Below are 21,985 nucleotides of genomic sequence, written 5' to 3'. Positions count from 1 at the left end.
CAAGAAGTCAGGATAGTGCCAAGTACCAGCCCGTGGAGCGGCAACTCACCGCGCCGGCTCCACCATCACCAAGTACCCATCGGACGCTATCAGCCGATGATCTCGATACCGTTCATGTAGGGCTTCAGCACATCGGGTACCTGAATGCTACCGTCCGCCTGTTGGTAGTTTTCCAGCACCGCGACCAGTGTGCGTCCTACCGCCAGGCCGGAGCCATTGAGCGTATGCACCAGCTCCGGCTTACCGGTTTCTGGATTACGGAAGCGCGCTTGCATACGACGGGCCTGGAAATCGCCACAATTGGAGCAGGAGGAGATCTCGCGGTACTTGTCCTGGCTCGGAACCCAGACCTCCAGATCGTAGGTCTTGGTCGCACCGAAGCCCATATCGCCTGTGCACAACGCAAGCACTCGATACGGCAAGCCCAATAGTTGCAAGACTTTTTCGGCATTGGCCGTGAGGCTCTCGAGCGCCTCGAATGACTCGCTCGGTTCGACGATCTGCACCATCTCGACTTTGTCGAACTGATGTTGACGGATCATGCCACGGGTATCGCGACCGGATGCACCAGCTTCGCTACGGAAGCATGGCGTATGCGCGACGAACTTCAACGGCAACTGCTTGGCATCGAGAATCTCACCGGCGACGATGTTAGTCAGCGACACCTCGGCAGTCGGGATCAAATAAAGGTCAGCCTCGTTCTCACGGCTGATCTTGAACAGATCCTCCTCGAATTTTGGCAACTGGCCAGTACCTTGCAACGCGGGCGCCTGAACCAGATAGGGTGTATAGGCCTCTTCATAGCCATGCTCACGGGTGTGCAAGTCGAGCATGAACTGCGCCAACGCCCGATGCAGACGGGCAATTGGGCCGCGCATCAGGGCGAAACGGGCACCTGACAGCTTGGCGGCGGTTTCGAAATCCAGCCAGCCATGCTGCTCGCCCAGGGCCACGTGATCCTTGACCTCGAACTCGAATGCCTTCGGCGTGCCCCAGCGGCGCACTTCGACGTTGTCGTCTTCGTCCTTGCCCACCGGGACCGATTCGTGGGGCAAGTTCGGCAGGCTCAGCATCAGCTGATCCAGGTCGGACTGAATGCCATCCAGCTCGACCTTGCCGGCTTCCAGTTCAGATCCCATGCGATCCACATCGGCGAGCAGCGGCGCGATGTCTTCACCGCGCTGTTTGGCCTGGCCAATCGACTTGGAACGGGCGTTGCGCTCGGCTTGCAGTTGCTCGGTGCGGGTCTGTACGGTCTTGCGCTGTGCTTCCAGCGCCTCGATACGCGCCACATCCAGCTGGTAGCCGCGGGTAGCCAAGCGATCGGCGACGTCCTGCAGCTGTGTGCGTACCAGTTTCGAATCAAGCATGGTGAGTCTCGTCTGTGAAAGCTTTGAGGAAAGGCGGAGAGGAAACGGAGTTTACTGTCATCGCGGCAAGGTTCATAACCTGGCGAGCGCCAGGCCAGCCCAGGCGGCCAGCAGCCCCCCGAGCACGCTGGCGCCGATATAGCCGAAAGCCGTCGCAAGCTGGCCGCTCTCGAGCAGGCGCAACCCGTCGAGGGAAAAGCTGGAAAACGTCGTCAGGGCACCGAGAAAACCGATGATGAGGCCGCCCCGCAGCTCCGGGGAAATGTCCGGGCGCGCCAGAAAGAACGCATACAGGTAACCAATCAGCAGACAGCCGAGCAGGTTGACTGCAAGCGTTGCCAAATAGAAATGCCGGGGCCAATGGGCCGATACCCAAGTCGCGAAGCCGAAACGGATCAGCGTACCGACCACGCCACCGGTTACCACTGCCAGCACCATCCGAATCATGTTTTTCTCCGTTGTCGCGGGCTTTCCCGATCGAGCCGTGCCAGATGCTCGAGCTTGTCGCGAATCTTGCTCTCCAGCCCGCGTGGCACCGGCTGATAGTACTGACGCGGCACCATCGCGTCCGGAAAATAGTCTTCGCCCGCAGCGTAGGCATCGGGCTCGTCATGGGCGTAGCGGTATTCATTGCCGTAACCCAACTCCTTCATCAGCCGGGTCGGCGCATTACGCAAATGCAGAGGAACGTCCTGCGAGCCGTTTTCAGCGACATCGCGCATCGCCGCTTTGTAGGCCATGTAAACAGCGTTGCTCTTCGGCGCGCAGGCCAGATAGACAATCGCCTGCGCAACCGCCAGCTCGCCTTCCGGACTGCCCAGGCGCTCCTGAACATCCCAGGCGGACAAGCACAGCCCCATCGCGCGCGGATCGGCATTGCCGACCTCCTCGCTGGCCATTCGCACCACCCGACGCGCGATATAGAGCGGGTCGCAACCACCATCGATCATTCGCGCGAACCAGTACAGTGCGGCGTCCGGGTTGGAACCGCGAACGGATTTGTGCAGCGCCGAGATCTGGTCGTAGAAGGCCTCGCCGCCCTTGTCGAAGCGCCTGCGGCTATCGCCCAAGAGATCCTGCAGCAACTCGACGCTGATCTCGCCGCCCTCTTCAGCCAGATCCGAGGCGTTTTCCAACAGGTTCAACAGTCGGCGGCCATCGCCGTCAGCCGCGGCCATGAGCACCTGAAAACTGTCCTCGGGCAAGCTGAGGTGCATATCCCCCAGGCCTTTCGGCTCGGTCAAGGCGCGCGTAACCAATCTTCGCAGAGCAGCCTCATCGAGGCTCTTGAGCACGTACACGCGAGCCCTGGATAGCAGGGCGTTGTTCAGTTCGAACGAAGGGTTCTCGGTGGTGGCACCGATGAAAATCAGCGTGCCGTCTTCCACATATGGAAGAAAGGCATCCTGCTGCGATTTGTTGAAGCGGTGCACCTCGTCGACGAAGAGGATGGTGCGCCGGCCGGACTGCGCCGCCTGCTGTTTGGCGATCTCCACCGCCTGGCGGATTTCCTTGACGCCTGCCAGCACCGCCGAGACGGTCTCGAAGTGGGCATCGGAGACCTTGGCCAGCAAACGTGCCAAGGTCGTCTTGCCGACCCCGGGCGGCCCCCAGAACACCATTGAATGCAGCGCACCCTGCTCCAGCGCCTCACGCAACGGCTTGCCACGCGCCAGCAGATGTTCCTGCCCGACATACTCGTCGAGGCTGGCAGCGCGCAGACGTGCAGCTAGCGGTTGGGCGATAGGATCGCGACTGAACAGGTCCATCGCGGGCGGGTACCTCTCATGCAAACGGCCCGCGGGGAGCGCAGGCCGTATCGGTTGGCGGACGTACGGACGCGGGTCACTCGGAGATGACGTCGGTTCCCTTGGGAATGTCGAAGGTGAACAGATCTGCCTTGAGCGGCTGATTCAGCTTGACGCCTTGAAACAGGATATTGGTGCGCTGGCCGACACCATCGACCATTTGCATGTCATTGATCACGTTGCCGCGGAATGACAGGCGCAGGGTATCGAACAGAGTGTCCTTGGCCTTGGGTTTGAGCGTGAAATCCACCACCTCGCCCGCTTCCTGATGCGAAACGTCGAAATTCTCGCTGATGGCCGACACATCGCCAGAAAGCAGCAAGGCCGGCGTGTGAGTCAGACGCTGATCCAGTGTCTGGATGGTCACCTGCTCGAGGTCCGGATCGTACAACCAGACCTTCTTGCCATTGGAGATGAGCAACTGCTCCATCGGCTCGTCGGTGTGCCAGCGGAACTGACCAGGCCGCTTCAGGGCCATCTCGCCGGACGTTTCCTGAAGCTGGGTACCGGTGCCGTCGAGAGACAGTTGGGAAAAGCGCCCGGTCAGGGTTTCAGCCTGCTGCAGCAAGCCGGTCAGGCGCTGCACGGAGGCGGATTGGTCAGCCTGAGCCGGGACCAGGGTAAACAGCAGAGCGGATGCAAACAACACGCGAATCAATTGCATGAGGCCCTCGGTGCGACTAGTCGCGGGTGGGAGGCGGCGCGAGCACTTCGCGCGAGCCATTGGTATTCATAGAGGTGACGACGCCCGCCATTTCCATGGCTTCGATCATACGAGCGGCGCGGTTGTAGCCGATCTTGAGCTTGCGCTGCACGGCCGAAATCGATGCGCGACGGCTTTCGGTAACGAAGCGCACGGCCTCGTCGTAGAGCGGATCTTCCTCGCTACCCTCGCCGCTTCCACCGTCACCGCCTGAGCTATCGAAACCGCTGCCCGACTCCTCGACGCCCACCAGAATTTCTTCGATGTAGTCGGGCGCGCCACGCGCTTTCCAGGCCTCGACGACGCGATGCACCTCGTCGTCGGAAACAAAGGCGCCGTGCACCCGAATCGGCAGACCGGTACCCGGCGGCAGATAAAGCATGTCGCCATGGCCCAGCAGTTGTTCGGCGCCGCCCTGGTCAAGGATGGTGCGTGAGTCGATCTTGCTCGACACCTGGAATGCCATGCGCGTCGGGATGTTGGCCTTGATCAGACCGGTGATCACATCCACCGAGGGGCGCTGGGTCGCGAGGATCAAATGAATACCCGCGGCCCGGGCCTTCTGTGCGATACGCGCGATCAGTTCTTCGACCTTCTTGCCGACGATCATCATCATGTCGGCGAATTCATCCACCACCACGACGATGGTCGGCAGCTTCTTCAACAACGGCGCTTCATCTTCCATGCTCTCGCGGCGATACAGCGGATCGGTGAGCGGCGTACCGGCCTCCTCCGCTTCTTTCACCTTGCGATTGAAGCCCGCCAGGTTACGTACGCCCATGGCTGCCATCAGTTTGTAGCGACGTTCCATCTCGGCGACGCTCCAACGCAGCGCGTTAGCCGCCTCCTTCATGTCGGTCACCACCGGGCACAGCAGATGCGGGATGCCTTCGTAGATCGACAATTCGAGCATCTTCGGGTCGATCATGATCAACCGCGCATCTTCAGGCGTGGATTTGAACAGAATCGACAGGATCATCGCATTCACCCCGACCGATTTACCCGAACCGGTGGTACCAGCAACCAGCAGGTGAGGCATTTTCGCTAGATCGGCGATCACCGGCTTGCCTCCGATGTCGTGGCCGAGCGCAATGGTGACCGGCGACTTGGCGTCGTCGTATGGCGCGGACGACAGCACTTCTGAGAACCGCACGATTTGACGATCTTCGTTGGGGATCTCGATGCCCACGGTGGTCTTGCCGGGAATCACTTCGACCACGCGCACGCTGATCACAGCCAGAGAGCGCGCCAGATCCTTGGCCAGGTTGGAGATCCGGCTGACCTTGACGCCAGCCGCCGGCTGGATTTCGAAGCGAGTGATGACCGGACCCGGGTGGACCGACTCGACAATGACCTCGACACCGAACTCCTTCAGCTTGATTTCCAGCAACCGCGACATGGCCTCCAGCGACTCAGGCGAGTACTGCTTCTGCTGCTTTTCAGCGACATCCAGCAGCGATAGCGGCGGGACACTGCCCTCGATAAGCGGGTCGACAAAGAGGTTGGCCTGTTTTTCCTTCAAGACGCGCTTACTTTGCTCAACAGGCTTCGGCGGTGCGACGGGCGGGATAACCGGCGCTGGGCGTTTTTCCCGCTCGCTCATGTGCTTGCTCAGCGACTCCTCACGCTCGAGCAAGCGCTCCTTCACCCTGGCGCGCTCACGCTGATCGGAGAGCGAACCGGCCACTTCGTTGACTACATCATCAGCCTCACGCAGTTGCGCGACGAGCTGCTTGCGCTCGTTTCGAGCGGACCACCAACGGCTGAAGAGGCTCTGGATCAGTTCGATCAGGTCGAGCGTGATCTTGCCAGTCAGGTCCATTACTTTGAACCAGGACAGGTCGGTGAAAACCGTCAGGCCGAACAGGAAGAAAGCCAGCAGCAACAAGGTGCTGCCCTGAACATTGAGCGCCGCCTCGGCGAGCTGACCGAGACTTTCGCCCAATGCTCCTCCTGCCGAAGCAGGCAGATTATTGGCGAACTGGAAATGGATATAGGCCAGCGCAGAGCCCGAAAGGATCAGGAACACGAGCCCGATCAGCCGCCAGGAAAACAGCCAGCCGTTCCAGGCCCAGGGTTGATGACGCGCACGAAACACCTGCCAGGTCTTGATCCCCAGCAGCAACGGAAACAGGAACGCAAAATAGCCGAGCGCCATGAACAGGACATCGGCGAACCAGGCCCCGGCGCGACCAGCGGCGTTCTGGACTTGCTGGACGTTGCTGGTGTGAGTCCAGCCGGGATCGGCCGGATCGTAGGTGAGCAATGCCATCCAGAGGTACGCGCACAGAGCGCCAAGCGCAATCAAAGCGCCCTCTTTGAGACGGTAATGCAACTGTTGCCGCCAGACGGAAGCCGGCGCGGTAGAGGAGGTATTCTTCAAAACGCTTTATTTCCTGCGCCTGCGGCGCGCTCTATGAACCGTATTCAGCCAGATAATTGGACATTGTACGGGTTTGTCGATTCGATGGCATGCCGGTTCCGCGCCGGCTTGGGCTTTTCTCGATGCTTCGGTGTAGCATAAACGCCAGTTTTTTCAGCGCGGCTCGACTGGAGCACGCTTCTCTATTCGCAACAAAGGCTTATGAGGGCTTTTTATGAATGAAGTCAAGCATTCACGTCTGATCATCCTCGGCTCGGGCCCGGCCGGTTATACCGCCGCGGTATATGCCGCCCGTGCCAATCTGAAGCCTGTCATGATCACCGGCATCCAGCCCGGCGGCCAGCTCACGACCACCACCGAAGTGGACAACTGGCCCGGTGATGTCGAAGGACTCACTGGCCCGGCGCTCATGGAACGGATGCAAAAACACGCAGAGCGCTTCGACACCGAAGTAGTGTTCGACCACATCCATACCGCCGAACTGCAACAGCGTCCTTTCGTTCTCAAAGGCGATAGCGCTACATACAGCTGCGATGCGCTGATTATCGCGACAGGGGCTTCGGCTCAGTATCTTGGACTGCCATCGGAAGAAGCATTCGCGGGGCGCGGCGTGTCAGCCTGCGCTACCTGTGATGGATTCTTCTACCGCAACCAGGTGGTTGCAGTGATCGGTGGCGGCAACACGGCCGTCGAGGAAGCGCTTTATCTATCCAACATCGCCAAAGAAGTACATCTGATCCATCGTCGCGACAAGCTGCGCTCTGAAAAGATTCTGCAGGACAAGATCATGGAGAAAGCCGCTAATGGCAACATTCACCTCCATTGGAACCACACACTGGAAGAAGTACTGGGCGATGCCAGCGGCGTCACCGGCGTGCGACTGAAGAGTACCCTGTCGGGAGAAGAACAGAAACTTGACCTGTCGGGCGTATTCATTGCTATCGGTCACAAGCCCAACACCGATCTGTTCGAAGGCCAGCTTGAAATGAAAGACGGCTACCTCAAGATCAAAGGGGGCAGCGAAGGCGATGCTACCTGCACAACTATTCCAGGCGTATTCGCAGCGGGCGACGTGGCCGATCATGTGTATCGTCAGGCGATTACCTCCGCCGGCGCCGGCTGCATGGCCGCACTCGATGCCGAAAAGTACCTGGATCAATAACCAGCCCTCAGGGCGGATGTCCACATCCGCCCCTCGTGACGTATCGATATGCTGACCTGGTTGCAGCGCGACGACCTGTCGTTCCCCCCGCTAGAAAAGGCCATGCGTGACCCCAACGGGCTACTCGCCGCGGGAGGCGACTTATCGCCAGAGCGTTTACTGGCAGCCTACCGGCATGGATGCTTCCCCTGGTATCAGGACGGACAACCGTTGCTCTGGTGGTCGCCCGACCCTCGCACGGTGCTGTTTCCAGAGGAGCTGCACGTCTCACGCAGCTTGCGCAAGAAACTACGCCAAGGGGCGTTCGACATCACTTTCGATCGCGCCTTCCGAGACGTGATCGAGGGCTGCGCCGGCCCGCGCAGTTACGCTGACGGAACCTGGATCACGACACCGATGCAGGAAGCCTACGAAAAACTGCATCAGCTCGGCATCGCGCACTCGGTCGAAGTCTGGCAAGACGAACGGCTGGTCGGAGGCCTCTATGGCCTGGCCATGGGTCGACTATTCTTCGGCGAATCAATGTTCAGCCACACGACTGATGCATCCAAGGTGGGGTTCGTGACATTAGTGGAACGTCTCCGAGACTGGGGCTTCAAATTGATTGACTGCCAGATGCCGACACAGCACTTGGCCAGTTTCGGTGCGCGAACCATCGCCCGCCAAACCTTCGCCGAGATGCTCGCCAGATACCTGGACGACCCCAGTTCCGCCCGATGGGAGACCTAGTCCACGAAGCCAAGCTGACCTACACTGACTTTAAGATTTTCGAGAGCTGACCATGACTTCACTGGCTCGTCTCAAGTTCTATGCTACCCAGCCCCACGCGTGCAGTTATCTGCCCGACGAGCAGGCTACTACGCTCTTCCTCGACCCCAGTCAGCCGATGGACGTACAGGTGTATGCAGAACTCTCGGAAATGGGGTTCCGCCGCAGCGGCGATCATCTTTACCGCCCCCATTGCCAGCGCTGCACCGCCTGCATTCCTGCTCGCATATCTGCCGAAGGACTACAGCTCAATCGCCAGCAGAGGCGTATTCTCAAGCGCAACGCGGACCTGATCGTTACCAATGTTCGGCCTTCATTCACCGAAGAGTACTACTCGCTCTACGCCAGCTACATCGAGCGACGTCACGCTGACGGCGACATGTATCCGCCGAGCCGAGATCAGTTCCATACCTTTCTGGTTCGTGATCTACCCTTCTCTCGCTTTTACGAGTTCCGCCTGGACGGTCGCCTGCTCGCCCTCGCAGTGACCGATGTGCTGCCCAACGGCCTGTCTGCGGTTTACACCTTCTACGACCCAAGCGAGGAGCGCCGCAGCCTTGGTCGCTTCGCAATTCTCTGGCAGGTCGGCGAGGCGGCACGGCTCGGCCTGAAGGCAGTCTATCTAGGCTATTGGATCAAGAACTGCCGCAAGATGAGCTACAAGACCGAATATCGCCCTATCGAACTGCTGGTTAACCAGCGCTGGATAACTCTGAGTTGAGCCCTTGGCTCTCGGAGCCCTTTCAGGCACAATACTTGCCGCTTTTACCCGGGCATTCTTCGCACCGGGTCAATCATTGAACACCGAGGGCTCTACTGAATGTCGAAAGAAGACAGCTTCGAAATGGAAGGTACTGTCGTCGACACCCTGCCCAACACCATGTTTCGTGTGGAGTTGGAAAATGGGCACGTCGTTACTGCGCACATCTCTGGAAAGATGCGCAAGAACTACATCCGGATTCTTACCGGCGACAAGGTTCGCGTAGAACTGACGCCGTATGACTTGAGCAAAGGTCGCATCACTTACCGCGCCCGCTAACAGGTCGCGAGAATGAATGCCCGGTAATGACCGGGCTTTTTGTTTCTGCGGATTTAGTATTCAGGCCTAGTCAGACGCTTGTCATATTCACCGACGGGCTAAAGACTTTGCCATCGCTCAAACCAGATGATCACAAGAAAACGCCCGGCATCGCCGGGCGTTTCTGTTACAGCGCAGTGACAGGTTCTAAGCCAACTCGGCCGAGGTTTCGAAGTCGAAGAACGGTTCGCCATCACGAATATCGATGTGCACCACGCCTCCATGTTCGGCCAATTCACCAAAGAGTATTTCCTCAGCCAATGGACGCTTGATTTTATCCTGAATCAAACGAGCCATCGGCCGTGCCCCCATCTGGGGATCATAACCACGCTCAGCCAGCCAGCCACGCGCCGCATCCGACACCTCGAGCGTGACATGTTTATCCTCGAGCTGTGCCTGTAGCTCAATGAGAAACTTATCGACGATGCTCTTGATGACCTCGTGACTCAGACGACCGAACTGGATGATGGTATCCAGGCGGTTACGAAACTCGGGCGTGAAGCTCTTCTTGATCACTTCCATCGCGTCCGATGCATGGTCCTGATGGGTGAAACCAATCGAAGCGCGCGCCGCGGTCTCGGCACCCGCATTGGTGGTCATGATCAAAATGACGTTACGGAAATCCGCCTTGCGGCCGTTATTGTCCGTCAGCGTCCCGTGATCCATCACCTGCAACAACAGATTGAACACCTCTGGATGCGCCTTTTCGATTTCGTCGAGCAAGAGCACGCAATGCGGTTGTTTGGTGATCGCCTCGGTTAACAATCCACCCTGATCGAAGCCAACATAGCCTGGCGGCGCACCGATCAAACGCGACACGGTATGACGCTCCATGTACTCGGACATGTCGAAGCGCACCAGCTCGACGCCGAGCGCCCGAGCCAACTGACGAGCCGCCTCCGTCTTGCCGACACCGGTAGGGCCTGCAAAAAGGAACGAGCCCACAGGCTTGTCAGGCGCTTTGAGCCCTGCCCGGGACAGTTTGATAGCAGTAGCCAGCGAATCAATCGCATCGTCCTGACCGAACACAGTCAATTTCAAGTCGCGCTGCAGATTGCGCAGCAACTCCTTGTCCGACGTGCTGACATGCTTAGGCGGAATCCGCGCGATTTTGGCAACGATGTCTTCAACCTGTTCGACATCGATCCGAGCGGCGCGCTTGTCCTCCGGCTGCAGACGCTGGAACGCCCCCGCCTCGTCAATGACATCTATCGCCTTGTCCGGCATATGCCGATCATTGATATAGCGCGAGGCCAGCTCAGCAGCTGCACGAAGCGACTCATCACTGTACTCGATGCCATGATGCTGCTCGAAGCGCCCCTTTAGGCCACGCAGAATACCAATGGTGTCCTCAACGGACGGCTCGGAGACGTCAACCTTCTGGAAGCGTCGAGCCAGCGCCCGATCCTTTTCGAAGATCCCGCGAAACTCCTGGAACGTGGTCGATCCAATGCAGCGAATCTCTCCTGAGGACAGGAGCGGCTTAAGCAGATTGGACGCATCCATCACGCCGCCAGACGCAGCGCCAGCGCCGATAATCGTGTGGATCTCGTCAATGAACAGGACCGCCTGGGGCCGCTTGCGCAGCTCGTTCAATAGCGCCTTGAAGCGCTTTTCGAAATCGCCACGATATTTTGTGCCGGCCAGCAAAGCGCCAAGATCGAGGGAATAGACGACACTGCTGGCGAGCAGGTCAGGGACTTGATTATCGACGATGCGCTTTGCCAGCCCCTCGGCAATAGCGGTCTTGCCGACCCCAGCCTCACCCACCAATAACGGATTATTCTTGCGCCGACGAGCCAGAATCTGAGCGACTCGCTCGACCTCGTGTTCACGCCCGACCAGCGGATCGATACGCCCCTGACGAGCCAAGTCGTTGAGATTGCTTGCATAGGCATCGAGCGGATTACCCGAGGCAGCAGAGTCCCCCCCCTCCTCGTCTTGCATCTCCGAATCGCTTTCTGGATTACCGCTATTCCCAGGAACCTTTGAGATTCCATGAGCGATGTAATTGACGACATCGATGCGGGCGATGTTCTGCTGTTTGAGCAGAAATACCGCCTGGCTTTCCTGCTCGCTGAAGATCGCAACCAAGACATTCGCGCCAGTCACTTCACGCTTGCCGGAGCTTTGCACATGAAACACAGCACGCTGAAGCACGCGCTGGAAGCCCAAGGTTGGCTGGGTCTCACGCTCTTCGTCATGCTGGGGAATCAGCGGCGTAGTGGAGTCGATGAATTCCTGCAGGTCGTGCCGCAATTTATCGAGGCCGGCGCCGCAGGCCCGTAAGACCGTTGCGGCGGCTTCATTGTCCAGCAGGGCTAACAGGAGATGCTCAACCGTCATGAATTCATGACGCTTGGTACGAGCCTCCTTGAACGCCAAATTCAGAGTGACTTCGAGCTCACGGTTCAACATAGCTTTCACCTCTTACCCAGCAGTCGGGTTTAACCGTCCTTCTCGATCTCACAAAGCAACGGGTGCTGGCATTCCCTTGCATATTGATTGACCTGCATCGCTTTGGTTTCCGCAACGTCCCGTGTATAGACGCCACAGACGGCCCGCCCTTCGGTATGAACCGCCAGCATAATCTTGGTGGCGAGCTCCCGATTGTGATTGAAAATTCCCTCAAGCACCTCCACGACGAAATCCATCGGCGTGTAGTCATCATTAAACATGACAACTTTGAACATCGGTGGTGCCTTCAGTTGCGGCTTGGCTTCTTCGACTGCCAAGCCGGAAGAGTCGTCGTCCAAGGGCTTGGGGCGATCCTGATTGAATATTAGTCGAATCTTTGGAGATGCACGCATGCGTATAACAGTTCTAGATCGGGGCGCCGAGGCCGGGTAATTGGAAGGGCTTCACAGCCACCTGACGAGTCGCCTTGACTATCGGCAAAACGATGATACAAACAGTATGTGCCACAACGGCAACGGGCTGCGCGTGTGGGCCATGAGCTGCATCAGCGCGGAATGAAATGGATGTTACTCCAGTGATGGACTCCTTTGCAGAGGGATAACAGCATGCTAAGCGGTAAGGTCAAGTGGTTCAACAACGCCAAGGGCTATGGATTTATCGTAGCAGACGGCGGCGATGAGGACCTGTTCGCCCACTACTCTGCCATTCAGATGGAAGGGTACAGAACTCTGAAAGCTGGGCAAGCGGTCATGTTTGATATTCTGCAAGGTCCCAAGGGCCTGCACGCAACCAATATTCAATCGCTGCAAAGCGCTGTGGAAACAGTGGCGCCTGTCTCACAGAGCGCTACCGTAGACGCCTGATTCCAGGCAGCAAAAAGGCCGATCGATGATCGGCCTTTTTGTGTTGCTCCCACGAATTACATGTGGGAAATCATTGCGTCGCCAAATTCCGAGCAGGACATCAGCTTCGCGCCGTCCATCAGACGCTCGAAATCATAGGTCACTGTCTTGGCAGCGATTGCGCTTTCGGTCGATTTGATGATCAGATCCGCTGCTTCCAACCAACCCATGTGGCGCAGCATCATCTCGGCGGAGAGGATGAGAGAGCCCGGATTGACCTTGTCCTGCCCGGCGTATTTCGGGGCAGTGCCGTGGGTGGCTTCGAACATGGCCACGGTGTCGGATAGATTGGCGCCCGGAGCAATACCGATACCACCGACTTCTGCCGCGAGCGCATCGGACAGGTAATCACCATTCAGATTCAGCGTAGCGATGACGTCATACTCAGCCGGACGCAGCAGGATCTGCTGCAACATGGCATCAGCAATGGCGTCCTTGACGACGATATTCTTACCGGTGTTCGGGTTCTTGAACTGCATCCAAGGGCCGCCGTCCAGCAACTCGGCGCCGAACTCATCGCGAGCCACCTCGTAGCCCCACTCCTTGAAGGCACCCTCGGTGAACTTCATGATGTTGCCTTTGTGCACCAACGTCACGGAGCTGCGATCGTTATCCACTGCATATTGCAGGGCCTTGCGAACCAGACGCTTGGTGCCCTCGAGCGAAACCGGCTTGATGCCAATGCCGCAGTTCTCAGTGAAACGGATCTTCTTGACACCCATTTCCTCGGTAAGGAATTTGATGACTTTTTCGGCTTCCGGTGAACCGGCCTTCCACTCGACACCCGCGTAAATGTCTTCCGAGTTCTCCCGGAATATGACCATGTCCACATCGGCAGGCTTTTTCACTGGACTAGGCACACCGGTGAACCAGCGAACTGGGCGCTGGCAGACGTAGAGATCCAGCTCCTGACGCAGAGCAACGTTCAACGAGCGGATCCCACCACCGACCGGTGTAGTCAGCGGCCCCTTGATTGACACCACGTAATCACGAACGACGTCCAGGGTTTCTTTCGGCAGCCATGTGTCCTGATCGTAGACCTGGGTCGCCTTCTCGCCCGCATAGATTTCCATCCAGGCGATCTTGCGCTCGCCTCCGTAGGCCTTTTCAACGGCCGCGTCGACAACCTTGATCATCACCGGACTGATATCGACCCCGATCCCGTCACCCTCGATATAAGGAATGATGGGGTTGTTGGGAACGTTCAGGGTGTTATCGGCATTGACGGTGATTTTGTCACCGCTGGCAGGCACCTGGATCTTTTGGTATCCCATGCTGGACTCCGTTTTGTGGTTAAACATTAAACAGTGGTCATCTCCGAAGAGTAACCCAGCTGAATCGGCCGAAACTAGATGTTCATTCGTCTTATGGCTTGGGCATTCTTTGACAACGGGTCGCGGTGATATACTGCTTAGGTGACTAACGAGTCATGAGGGGCCAACCGATCTCCAACGAGATCCTTGCTCCTGAAACCGCCAGCTGCCAACCGCAGCCGGACGGATCAAACGCTCAACACTCTAGTGGTGCTGCATCCAACATCATCGCGGCGAATCTCGAAACTGGCTCGACAAACTGTAGCCAGAGCGCTTACCTGCGCATTTCTGGATTCTGTGCACGCTCAGCAAGAGAGAGTCAACTCTACATGTCCACCCGCTCGAAGATTATCTATACCTTCACCGACGAAGCCCCGGCGCTAGCCACCTACTCGCTTCTGCCTATTGTAGAAGCCTTCGCCGCCTCCGCCGGCATCTCCGTCGAAACACGTGACATCTCTCTTGCAGGGCGCATTCTTGCAAGCTTTGCCGACCAGTTGGACGCAGACAAGGCGGTCGCTGACGACCTGGCCGAGCTCGCAGAGCTGACCAACCAGCCCGACGCCAATATCGTCAAGCTTCCGAACATCAGCGCTTCCGTTCCTCAGCTCAAGGCAGCCATTACCGAACTTCAGGCGCTCGGCTACAACATCCCCAACTTCCCGGAAGATCCACAGACCGAAGCGGAGAAAGACGCTCGTTCACGTTACAGCAAGGTTCTCGGTAGCGCGGTGAACCCGGTACTGCGCGAAGGCAACTCCGACCGCCGCGCGCCCGCAGCAGTAAAGGCGTTCGCCCGCAAGCATCCACACTCGATGGGCAAGTGGAGCAAGGCTTCGCAGTCGCATGCCGACTACATGCGTGGCGGCGATTTCTTCTCCAGCGAGCAATCCATCACCATGGCTAGCGCTGGTGATGTGCGCATCGAATTTGTTGGCAAAGACGGCGGAGTGGAGCTCAAGAAGCAACTCACTCTGCAGCAAGGCGAAGTTCTCGATGGCATGTTCATGAGCTGCCAGAAACTGCGTGCATTCTTCGAAGACACCTTGCAGGACTGCAAGGAAACCGGCGTGATGTGGTCGCTGCATGTCAAGGCCACGATGATGAAGATCTCCCACCCAATCGTGTTCGGCCATGCCGTGAGCGTCTATTACAAGGACGTGTTCGACAAGTACGGCGAGCTGTTCAAGGAACTGGGGGTCAATCCGAACAATGGTTTGAGCAGCGTCTACGACAAGATCAAGTCTCTCCCGGATTCCCAGCAGGAAGAGATCCTGCATGACATCCACGCGTGCTATGCAGGACGCCCGGAAATGGCGATGGTCGACTCCGTCAAAGGCATCACCAACCTGCACATCCCGAGCGACGTAATCGTCGATGCGTCCATGCCGGCGATGATTCGCAGCTCCGGACAAATGTGGGGCAAGGACGGCAAGCTCAAGGACACCAAAGCCGTGATGCCGGAAAGCACCTACGCCCGCATCTACCAGGAGATGATCAATTTCTGCAAAACCAACGGCGCGTTCGACCCGACCACGATGGGTAGCGTCCCGAACGTCGGCCTGATGGCGCAGAAAGCTGAAGAGTACGGCTCGCACGACAAGACATTCGAGATGACGGCCGACGGCACCATGCGCGTCGTGCTGGCGGACGGTACAGTCCTGATGCAACACGAGGTGGAAAAAGGTGATATCTGGCGCGCTTGCCAGACCAAGGACGCGCCTATTCGTGACTGGGTCAAACTGGCCGTGACCCGCGCCCGCCAGTCGAACACCCCAGCAATATTTTGGTTGGATCCGGAACGCGCCCATGACCGCGAGCTCCAGAAGAAGGTCGAAGTCTATCTCCAGGAGCACGATCTGACGGGTCTTGATATCCGCATGATGGGCTACAACGAAGCCATTCGCGTGAGCATGGAGCGCCTGATCCGCGGCCAGGACACCATCTCGGTGACCGGCAACGTATTACGCGACTACCTCACTGACCTGTTCCCGATCATGGAGCTGGGCACCTCGGCGAAGATGCTCTCGATCGTCCCGCTGATGGCCGGCGGCGGCATGTACGAAACGGGCGCCGGCGGCTCGGCACCTAAGCACGTGCAGCAGCTGATCGAAGAAAACCACCTGCGCTGGGATTCACTCGGTGAGTTCCTGGCGCTGGCGGTATCGCTGGAAGAAACCGGAATCAAGACCGACAATGTCAAAGCCAAGCTACTCGGCAAGACACTGGACGCCGCCACCGGCAAGCTGCTCGATAACAACAAGTCCCCATCGCGCCGCACTGGCGAGCTGGACAATCGCGGCAGCCATTTCTATCTGGCGCTGTATTGGGCTCAGGAGCTGGCCGCACAGACCGAAGACCTGGAACTGCAAGCGCACTTCGCACCGCTGGCCAAGCAGCTGAGCGAAAACGAAGAAGCGATTATCGCCGAGTTGGCCGCCGTCCAGGGCAAGCCGGTGGACATCGGTGGCTACTACCGATCCAACCCGGAGCTGACCAGCCAAGTCATGCGTCCTAGCGCGACCTTCAACGCCGCGCTCGCCGCGCTGGCCTGAGTCGCCTGGCGCTAGATGGCGCCGCTGTATCGGAACCCCGGCCTGGTGCCGGGGTTTTCCGTTTTTATGCTGCGCACGGGTCGCTACCATCAGCTTTTTTACGCGAAGGACTCACCGGACATGACCTGGCATCCCCATATCACCGTGGCAACGATAGTGGAAACAGACGGCCGCTTCCTCATGGTCGAAGAATCCAAAGGCGGCCGGTTGGTACTGAATCAACCGGCGGGTCATCTCGAACCCAACGAGACACTGCGCCAGGCCGCTGTGCGCGAAACGCTCGAGGAAACGGGATGGGACGTCGAGCTGAGCGGTGTCGTTGGCATCTATCTCTATACCGCGCCAAGCAATGGCGTGACCTATCAGCGCGTCTGCTTCTCGGCCAACCCGGTTCGACATCATCCACAGCGCCCGCTCGACAGCGGTATCGTCGGCGCGCCCTGGATGACACGTGACGAATTGGCAGCGCAACCGGAGCGTTGGCGCAGCGAGTTGATGCTGCGCTGCATCGACGACTATCTAGCGGGACTGGTTTACGACCTTGCCTTAATCCGCGACTGATCCGCCTTAACCGCTGGCTGGGCCAGCCTGTTAGAATTGCTCCTTTGCAGTCAGCCCTGAGTCTCTATGTCTGATTCAACGTCCGTTGCTCCTGAACACCTACGCGTCATAGTCGGTATGTCCGGTGGCGTCGACTCCTCGGTTTCCGCCCTGCTTCTCCTCGAGCAGGGATATCAGGTCGAAGGCCTGTTCATGAAGAACTGGGAAGAGGATGACGGCACCGAATACTGCACCGCACGGGAAGATCTGGCTGACGCTCAGGCCGTCTGCGACCGGATCGGCATCAAGCTACATACCGCGAATTTTGCAGCTGAATACTGGGACAACGTGTTCGAGCACTTCCTGGCCGAATATAAAGCGGGACGAACTCCGAACCCGGACATCCTTTGCAATCGCGAAATCAAGTTCAAGGCGTTCCTCGACTATGCCCTGGCGCTCGGTGCCGACATGATTGCGACCGGGCATTACGTGCGTCGCCGTGACATTGCTGGGCGCAGCGAGCTGCTCAAGGGGCTCGATCCGAACAAGGACCAAAGCTACTTCCTGCATGCCGTCGGCGGCGACCAACTGAGTAAGACGCTGTTTCCAGTGGGTGAACTGGAAAAGCCAGCCGTCCGGGCCCTTGCCGAAAAGCACGGCCTGGCGACCGCAAAAAAGAAAGACTCAACCGGTATTTGCTTCATTGGTGAACGGCGTTTCAGCGATTTCCTCAAGCAATATCTACCGGCTCAGCCAGGCGACATCGAGACGATCGACGGCGAAGTGATCGGCCGTCACTACGGCCTCATGTACCACACTATCGGCCAGCGTCAGGGCCTGGGCATTGGTGGCCTCAAGGATGCGGGCGACGAGCCCTGGTACGTATTGAGCAAGGATCTCGAGCGCAACGTGCTGGTGGTCGGACAGGGCAACGACCATCCCTGGCTGTTCTCGCGCGCCCTGCTTTGCTCGGAGATTTACTGGGTCAATCCGATCGAACTGTCGGCTCCCTTGCGGCTCACCGCCAAGGTTCGTTATCGGCAAGCTGATCAAGCCTGCACACTGGAGCAGACCGCCAACGGCTATCGGGCCGTGTTCGACGAACCCCAACGCGCCGTCACCCCTGGGCAGTCCGTAGTGTTCTACGACGGCGACGTCTGTCTCGGCGGCGGAGTGATCGAAAAGGCCGAGCCCTGGTTCGCAGGAGTTCGTCCATGACGCCGTTGCAAGAACAGCTGATAGCGCTCAGCGCAGTCTTCGAAGCAGCCGCGCTGGTCGACCGGATTGCCCGCACAGGGCAAATACCAAACGCCGCGCTGGGCAGCATGCTGGGGAGCCTTCTGGTTCGCGAGGATAAACCTGCGCTGGAGATCTACGGCGGCGACGACCTTAATCTGCGCGACGGCTATCGAGCCCTTGTCGGAGCCCTGGAGCGCGACACCAGCAGCCTGCAACGCGAGCCATTGCGCTACGCCTTGGCGATGATCGGCCTGGAGCGTCAACTGGACAAGCGCAAGGACCTGTTACAAGTGATCGGCAACCGCCTGGATCAGATACAGCAGCAAGTCGACCATTTCGGGCTGACCCACGAAAACGTGATCGCCTCCTTTGGTGGTCTGTATCAGGACACGCTCAGTACCTTCCGCCAACGCATCCAGGTGCAAGGTGATATGCGCCACCTTCAACAAAGCGATAATGCCGCCAAGATCCGCGCCCTGCTGTTAGCCGGGATTCGCTCCGCGCGTCTCTGGCGGCAGCTCGGCGGGCACCGTTGGCAAATGGTTTTCAGCCGGCGCAAGTTGCTCGACACGCTGTATCCGATGCTCCGACCGGAATAAGCGGCGGCCGCCCGACGCGACAACCGTTCTAGCCACGGCGGCAGTCATTCCTCCGCATTCATGTATAATCTGCGCCCTCTTTTCGTTGCTCGACTGTCCGAGAATGCCTTCTATGCAGCTTTCCTCGCTCACCGCGGTTTCCCCTGTCGATGGCCGCTACGCCGGCAAAACCAGCGCCCTGCGCCCCATTTTCAGCGAGTTCGGTCTTATTCGCTGCCGCGTTCAGGTTGAAGTCCGCTGGTTGCAGCGTCTGGCCTCACATGCCGGGATACCGGAGGTCGCGCCCTTTTCCGACGAGGCCAACGCCCTCCTCGACCAGTTGGCCGAGAACTTTCAGCTCGAGCATGCCGAGCGGGTCAAAGAATTCGAGCGCACCACCAATCACGACGTGAAAGCAGTGGAGTATCTCCTCAAGGAGCAGGCCAAACAGCTGCCGGAGTTGGCCAAGGTCAACGAATTCATCCACTTCGCCTGCACTAGTGAAGACATCAACAACCTTTCCCACGCGCTGATGCTGCGTGAAGGCCGCGATGATGTTCTGCTGCCGCTGATGCGCCAACTCGCGGACGCCATCCGCACCCTGGCAGTCACCCATGCCGATGTCCCCATGCTGTCGCGTACGCACGGCCAACCCGCCTCGCCAACAACCCTCGGCAAAGAGCTGGCCAACGTGGTTTACCGCCTGGAGCGACAGATCGCGCAGGTCGCCGCCGTCCCGCTGCTTGGCAAGATCAACGGCGCCGTCGGCAACTACAACGCGCATCTATCGGCCTATCCCGATATCGACTGGGAGGCTAACGCCCGCGAATTCATCGAAGGCGATTTGGGCCTGACATTTAATCCCTATACCACCCAGATCGAGCCTCACGATTACATCGCTGAGCTGTTTGATGCGATTGCGCGCTTCAACACCATTCTCATCGATTTCGACCGCGACATCTGGGGCTACATTTCGCTGGGCTATTTCAAGCAGCGTACCATTGCTGGCGAAATCGGCTCTTCGACCATGCCGCACAAGGTCAACCCGATCGATTTCGAAAACTCCGAAGGCAATCTGGGCATCGCCAACGCGCTGCTGCAGCACTTGGCGAGCAAGCTGCCGATCTCCCGCTGGCAACGTGACCTGACTGACTCCACCGTGCTCCGCAACTTGGGCGTCGGTTTCGCGCACAGCGTCATCGCCTACGAGGCAAGCCTCAAGGGCATCGGCAAGCTGGAGCTCAACGAAGCGCGCATCGCCGAAGATCTCGATGCCTGCTGGGAAGTACTGGCCGAACCGATCCAGACCGTCATGCGCCGCTACGCCATCGAGAACCCCTACGAGAAGCTCAAGGAACTGACCCGAGGCAAAGGCATCAGTCCCGAGGCGCTGCAAGCTTTCATCGATGGCCTGGATATGCCGGCCGACGCCAAGGAAGAATTGCGCAAGTTGACCCCTGCGAGCTACATCGGCAACGCCGCAGCTCAAGCCAAGCGGATCTGAGCGAATCCCCTATTTGCACGCCCGGCTGTGCCGGGCGTTTTTATTTGCAGCTCTGTAGCAGAGCAAGGTACCTGGCATGACATCCGATATCCCTTTGCAAATTCTCGGTGGCATCAGCGCCCGCGAGTTCCTGCGTGATTACTGGCAAAAAAAACCGCTCCTGATCCGTCAGGCGATTCCTTCGTTCGAAAGCCCGGTTTCCCCGGACGAACTGGCCGGCCTTTCGCTGGAAGAAGAAGTCGAGTCGCGCCTCGTCATCGAGCACGGCGCGAATCCATGGGAGCTGCGTCGCGGTCCGTTCAACGAAGAGACCTACCAGAGCCTCCCAGAGCGCGATTGGACGCTTCTGGTCCAGGCGGTGGATCAGCTGGTACCCGAAGTAGCCGAACTCATCGAGCATTTTCGCTTCTTGCCCAACTGGCGGATCGACGATGTGATGGTCAGCTTTGCGGCGCCGGGTGGCGGCGTCGGGCCGCATTTCGATAACTATGACGTGTTCTTGCTGCAGGCTCATGGCCAACGCCGCTGGCGGCTGGGGCAGATGTGCGATGGTGACAGCCCTCTGCTGCAACACGCGGATCTTCGCATCCTCGCCGACTTCCAGGGCACGGACGAGTGGGTCCTCGAGCCCGGCGACATACTCTATCTGCCACCGAGGCTGGCGCATTTCGGCATAGCCGAAAATGCCTGCATGACCTACTCGCTGGGCTTCCGAGCGCCTAGCGCGGCGGAAGTTCTGACCCATTTCACCGACTTTCTTGTGCAGTTCCTACCTGATGAAGAGCGTTACAGTGACGCCGATCTGGCCCCGATAGAAGATCCGCACCAGATCCAGAGCGATGCGCTGGACCGTCTGCGGGCCATGCTTGCCGAGCATATGGGTGATGAGCGGCTGCTGCTCACCTGGTTCGGTCAGTTCATGACCGAGCCCCGCTATCCGGAACGCGTGCAGGGTCCTGAGATCGAAGAGCAGGCGCTATTTTCGGCGCTGGAGGACGGCGCCCTGCTGGTGCGAAACCTAAGCGCGCGCCTGGCCTGGAGCGAAGTCGACATCGGCTTGCTATTATTCGCCAGCGGCCAAAGCCGCCTGCTGCCCGGTCATCTGAAGGACCTGCTGAAGCTGATCTGCTCAGCGGATGCTCTGCATACGGAAAACCTCTCTGAATGGCTGAACGACGAGGACGGGCGTAATCTGGTATGGCAATTGGTCAAACAGGGAAGTCTGGAGTTTGCTGATGAGTGATATAGAAGTTCGCATCGCCGACTGGCAGCAGGACAATGCCGATCTGCGGCGGATTCGTGAAACTGTATTCATTGCTGAGCAGTCGGTACCGCCCGAGCTGGAATGGGACGCGGACGATTCCGAGGCGGTGCACTTTCTCGCGCTGGAAAGCGGCTACCCCATCGGTACCGCACGATTGCTCAACGACGGGCACATCGGGCGCGTCTCAGTCCTTCGCGACTGGCGCGGAATGAACGTCGGAGGCGCGCTGATGAAAGCGGTCATCGAAGAAGCCGAGCGCCGCGGACTCAGTGAACAGCGACTCACCGCCCAGGTGCATGCCACAGCGTTCTACGAACGACTCGGATTCAAGGTCATCAGTGACGAGTTCCTTGAAGCGGGACTACCCCACGTCGACATGCTTCGAAAGAGCAGCTGAGCT

General features: G+C 58.7%; 20 protein-coding genes. 12 read left to right on the top strand and 8 right to left on the bottom strand.

Going from position 1 to position 21,985, the window contains the following annotated elements; translation table 11 throughout:
* Nucleotides 1–89: 89 nt before the first annotated feature.
* The 5 genes from serS to ftsK form a co-directional block, all read right to left on the bottom strand.
* The gene (gene serS / locus UF78_RS08225; RefSeq protein ID WP_045161627.1) at nt 90–1,370 is read right to left on the bottom strand and encodes a serine--tRNA ligase; all 1,281 of its coding nucleotides are present in this window, start codon (nt 1,368–1,370) and stop codon (nt 90–92) included.
* Nucleotides 1,371–1,442: 72 nt separating this feature from the next.
* Nucleotides 1,443–1,817, bottom strand: coding sequence for a fluoride efflux transporter CrcB (gene crcB / locus UF78_RS08220; RefSeq protein ID WP_045161625.1), 375 nt, complete (start codon nt 1,815–1,817; stop codon nt 1,443–1,445).
* A complete protein-coding gene (locus UF78_RS08215) occupies nt 1,814–3,139 on the bottom strand; it encodes a replication-associated recombination protein A (protein ID WP_045161623.1) in 1,326 nt (441 codons plus the stop codon). The genes crcB and UF78_RS08215 overlap by 4 nt, the downstream gene beginning before the upstream one ends.
* Before the next feature lie 76 nt (nt 3,140–3,215).
* Entirely contained in the window at nt 3,216–3,842 is a 627-nt protein-coding gene (lolA, locus tag UF78_RS08210; RefSeq protein ID WP_045161622.1) for an outer membrane lipoprotein chaperone LolA, read from the bottom strand.
* A gap of 16 nt (nt 3,843–3,858) precedes the next feature.
* Nucleotides 3,859–6,264 carry a DNA translocase FtsK gene (gene ftsK / locus UF78_RS08205; protein ID WP_196298644.1) on the bottom strand — a complete coding sequence of 802 codons (2,406 nt, stop codon included), beginning with the start codon at nt 6,262–6,264 and terminating at the stop codon, nt 3,859–3,861.
* Between the two features lie 214 nt (nt 6,265–6,478).
* Here ftsK and trxB point away from each other — a divergent pair, with 214 nt between their 5' ends.
* From trxB to infA, 4 genes are all read left to right on the top strand, one after another.
* Nucleotides 6,479–7,426: a thioredoxin-disulfide reductase gene (trxB, locus tag UF78_RS08200; protein ID WP_045161620.1), complete on the top strand. Its 948-nt coding sequence runs from the start codon at nt 6,479–6,481 to the stop codon at nt 7,424–7,426.
* 48 nt (nt 7,427–7,474) lie between these two features.
* Nucleotides 7,475–8,155 carry a leucyl/phenylalanyl-tRNA--protein transferase gene (gene aat / locus UF78_RS08195; RefSeq protein ID WP_045161619.1) on the top strand — a complete coding sequence of 227 codons (681 nt, stop codon included), beginning with the start codon at nt 7,475–7,477 and terminating at the stop codon, nt 8,153–8,155.
* 52 nt (nt 8,156–8,207) lie between these two features.
* On the top strand, nt 8,208–8,915 hold the full coding sequence (locus UF78_RS08190; protein ID WP_045161618.1) for an arginyltransferase: 708 nt from the start codon (nt 8,208–8,210) through the stop codon (nt 8,913–8,915).
* A gap of 99 nt (nt 8,916–9,014) precedes the next feature.
* Nucleotides 9,015–9,233 (top strand): translation initiation factor IF-1, encoded by a 219-nt coding sequence (gene infA, locus UF78_RS08185; RefSeq protein ID WP_002553999.1) that lies wholly within the window; start codon nt 9,015–9,017, stop codon nt 9,231–9,233.
* Nucleotides 9,234–9,419: 186 nt separating this feature from the next.
* On the opposite strand, the gene clpA is transcribed toward infA, so the two are convergent.
* Both clpA and clpS read right to left on the bottom strand, forming a co-directional pair.
* Nucleotides 9,420–11,690, bottom strand: coding sequence for an ATP-dependent Clp protease ATP-binding subunit ClpA (gene clpA, locus UF78_RS08180; RefSeq protein WP_045161617.1), 2,271 nt, complete (start codon nt 11,688–11,690; stop codon nt 9,420–9,422).
* A 29-nt stretch (nt 11,691–11,719) separates the two neighbouring features.
* A complete protein-coding gene (clpS, locus tag UF78_RS08175) occupies nt 11,720–12,082 on the bottom strand; it encodes an ATP-dependent Clp protease adapter ClpS (RefSeq protein WP_045161614.1) in 363 nt (120 codons plus the stop codon).
* Nucleotides 12,083–12,295: 213 nt separating this feature from the next.
* Here clpS and cspD point away from each other — a divergent pair, with 213 nt between their 5' ends.
* Nucleotides 12,296–12,553, top strand: a complete 258-nt coding sequence (gene cspD / locus UF78_RS08170) for a cold shock domain-containing protein CspD (RefSeq protein ID WP_045161613.1) — start codon at nt 12,296–12,298, stop codon at nt 12,551–12,553.
* A 56-nt stretch (nt 12,554–12,609) separates the two neighbouring features.
* On the opposite strand, the gene icd is transcribed toward cspD, so the two are convergent.
* Nucleotides 12,610–13,866, bottom strand: coding sequence for an NADP-dependent isocitrate dehydrogenase (gene icd, locus UF78_RS08165; RefSeq protein WP_045161611.1), 1,257 nt, complete (start codon nt 13,864–13,866; stop codon nt 12,610–12,612).
* A gap of 368 nt (nt 13,867–14,234) precedes the next feature.
* Here icd and UF78_RS08160 point away from each other — a divergent pair, with 368 nt between their 5' ends.
* From UF78_RS08160 to UF78_RS08130, 7 genes are all read left to right on the top strand, one after another.
* Nucleotides 14,235–16,460, top strand: coding sequence for an NADP-dependent isocitrate dehydrogenase (locus UF78_RS08160; protein WP_045161610.1), 2,226 nt, complete (start codon nt 14,235–14,237; stop codon nt 16,458–16,460).
* 120 nt (nt 16,461–16,580) lie between these two features.
* Nucleotides 16,581–17,021 carry an NUDIX hydrolase gene (locus UF78_RS08155; protein WP_045161745.1) on the top strand — a complete coding sequence of 147 codons (441 nt, stop codon included), beginning with the start codon at nt 16,581–16,583 and terminating at the stop codon, nt 17,019–17,021.
* A 66-nt stretch (nt 17,022–17,087) separates the two neighbouring features.
* Complete coding sequence (gene mnmA, locus UF78_RS08150) at nt 17,088–18,218, top strand: tRNA 2-thiouridine(34) synthase MnmA (protein WP_196298643.1); 1,131 nt, start codon at nt 17,088–17,090, stop codon at nt 18,216–18,218.
* Entirely contained in the window at nt 18,215–18,838 is a 624-nt protein-coding gene (gene hflD, locus UF78_RS08145) for a high frequency lysogenization protein HflD (protein ID WP_045161608.1), read from the top strand. Before mnmA ends, hflD begins: the two co-directional genes overlap by 4 nt.
* 112 nt (nt 18,839–18,950) lie before the next feature.
* Entirely contained in the window at nt 18,951–20,321 is a 1,371-nt protein-coding gene (gene purB, locus UF78_RS08140) for an adenylosuccinate lyase (RefSeq protein WP_045161607.1), read from the top strand.
* 76 nt (nt 20,322–20,397) lie between these two features.
* Nucleotides 20,398–21,564 carry a cupin domain-containing protein gene (locus UF78_RS08135; RefSeq protein WP_045161606.1) on the top strand — a complete coding sequence of 389 codons (1,167 nt, stop codon included), beginning with the start codon at nt 20,398–20,400 and terminating at the stop codon, nt 21,562–21,564.
* Nucleotides 21,557–21,982, top strand: a complete 426-nt coding sequence (locus tag UF78_RS08130) for a GNAT family N-acetyltransferase (protein WP_045161604.1) — start codon at nt 21,557–21,559, stop codon at nt 21,980–21,982. The genes UF78_RS08135 and UF78_RS08130 overlap by 8 nt, the downstream gene beginning before the upstream one ends.
* Nucleotides 21,983–21,985: the final 3 nt, after the last annotated feature.

The organism is Stutzerimonas stutzeri (assembly GCF_000952685.1).
GTDB lineage: Bacteria > Pseudomonadota > Gammaproteobacteria > Pseudomonadales > Pseudomonadaceae > Stutzerimonas > Stutzerimonas stutzeri_E.
This window is presented reverse-complemented; position numbering and strand designations above follow the sequence as displayed.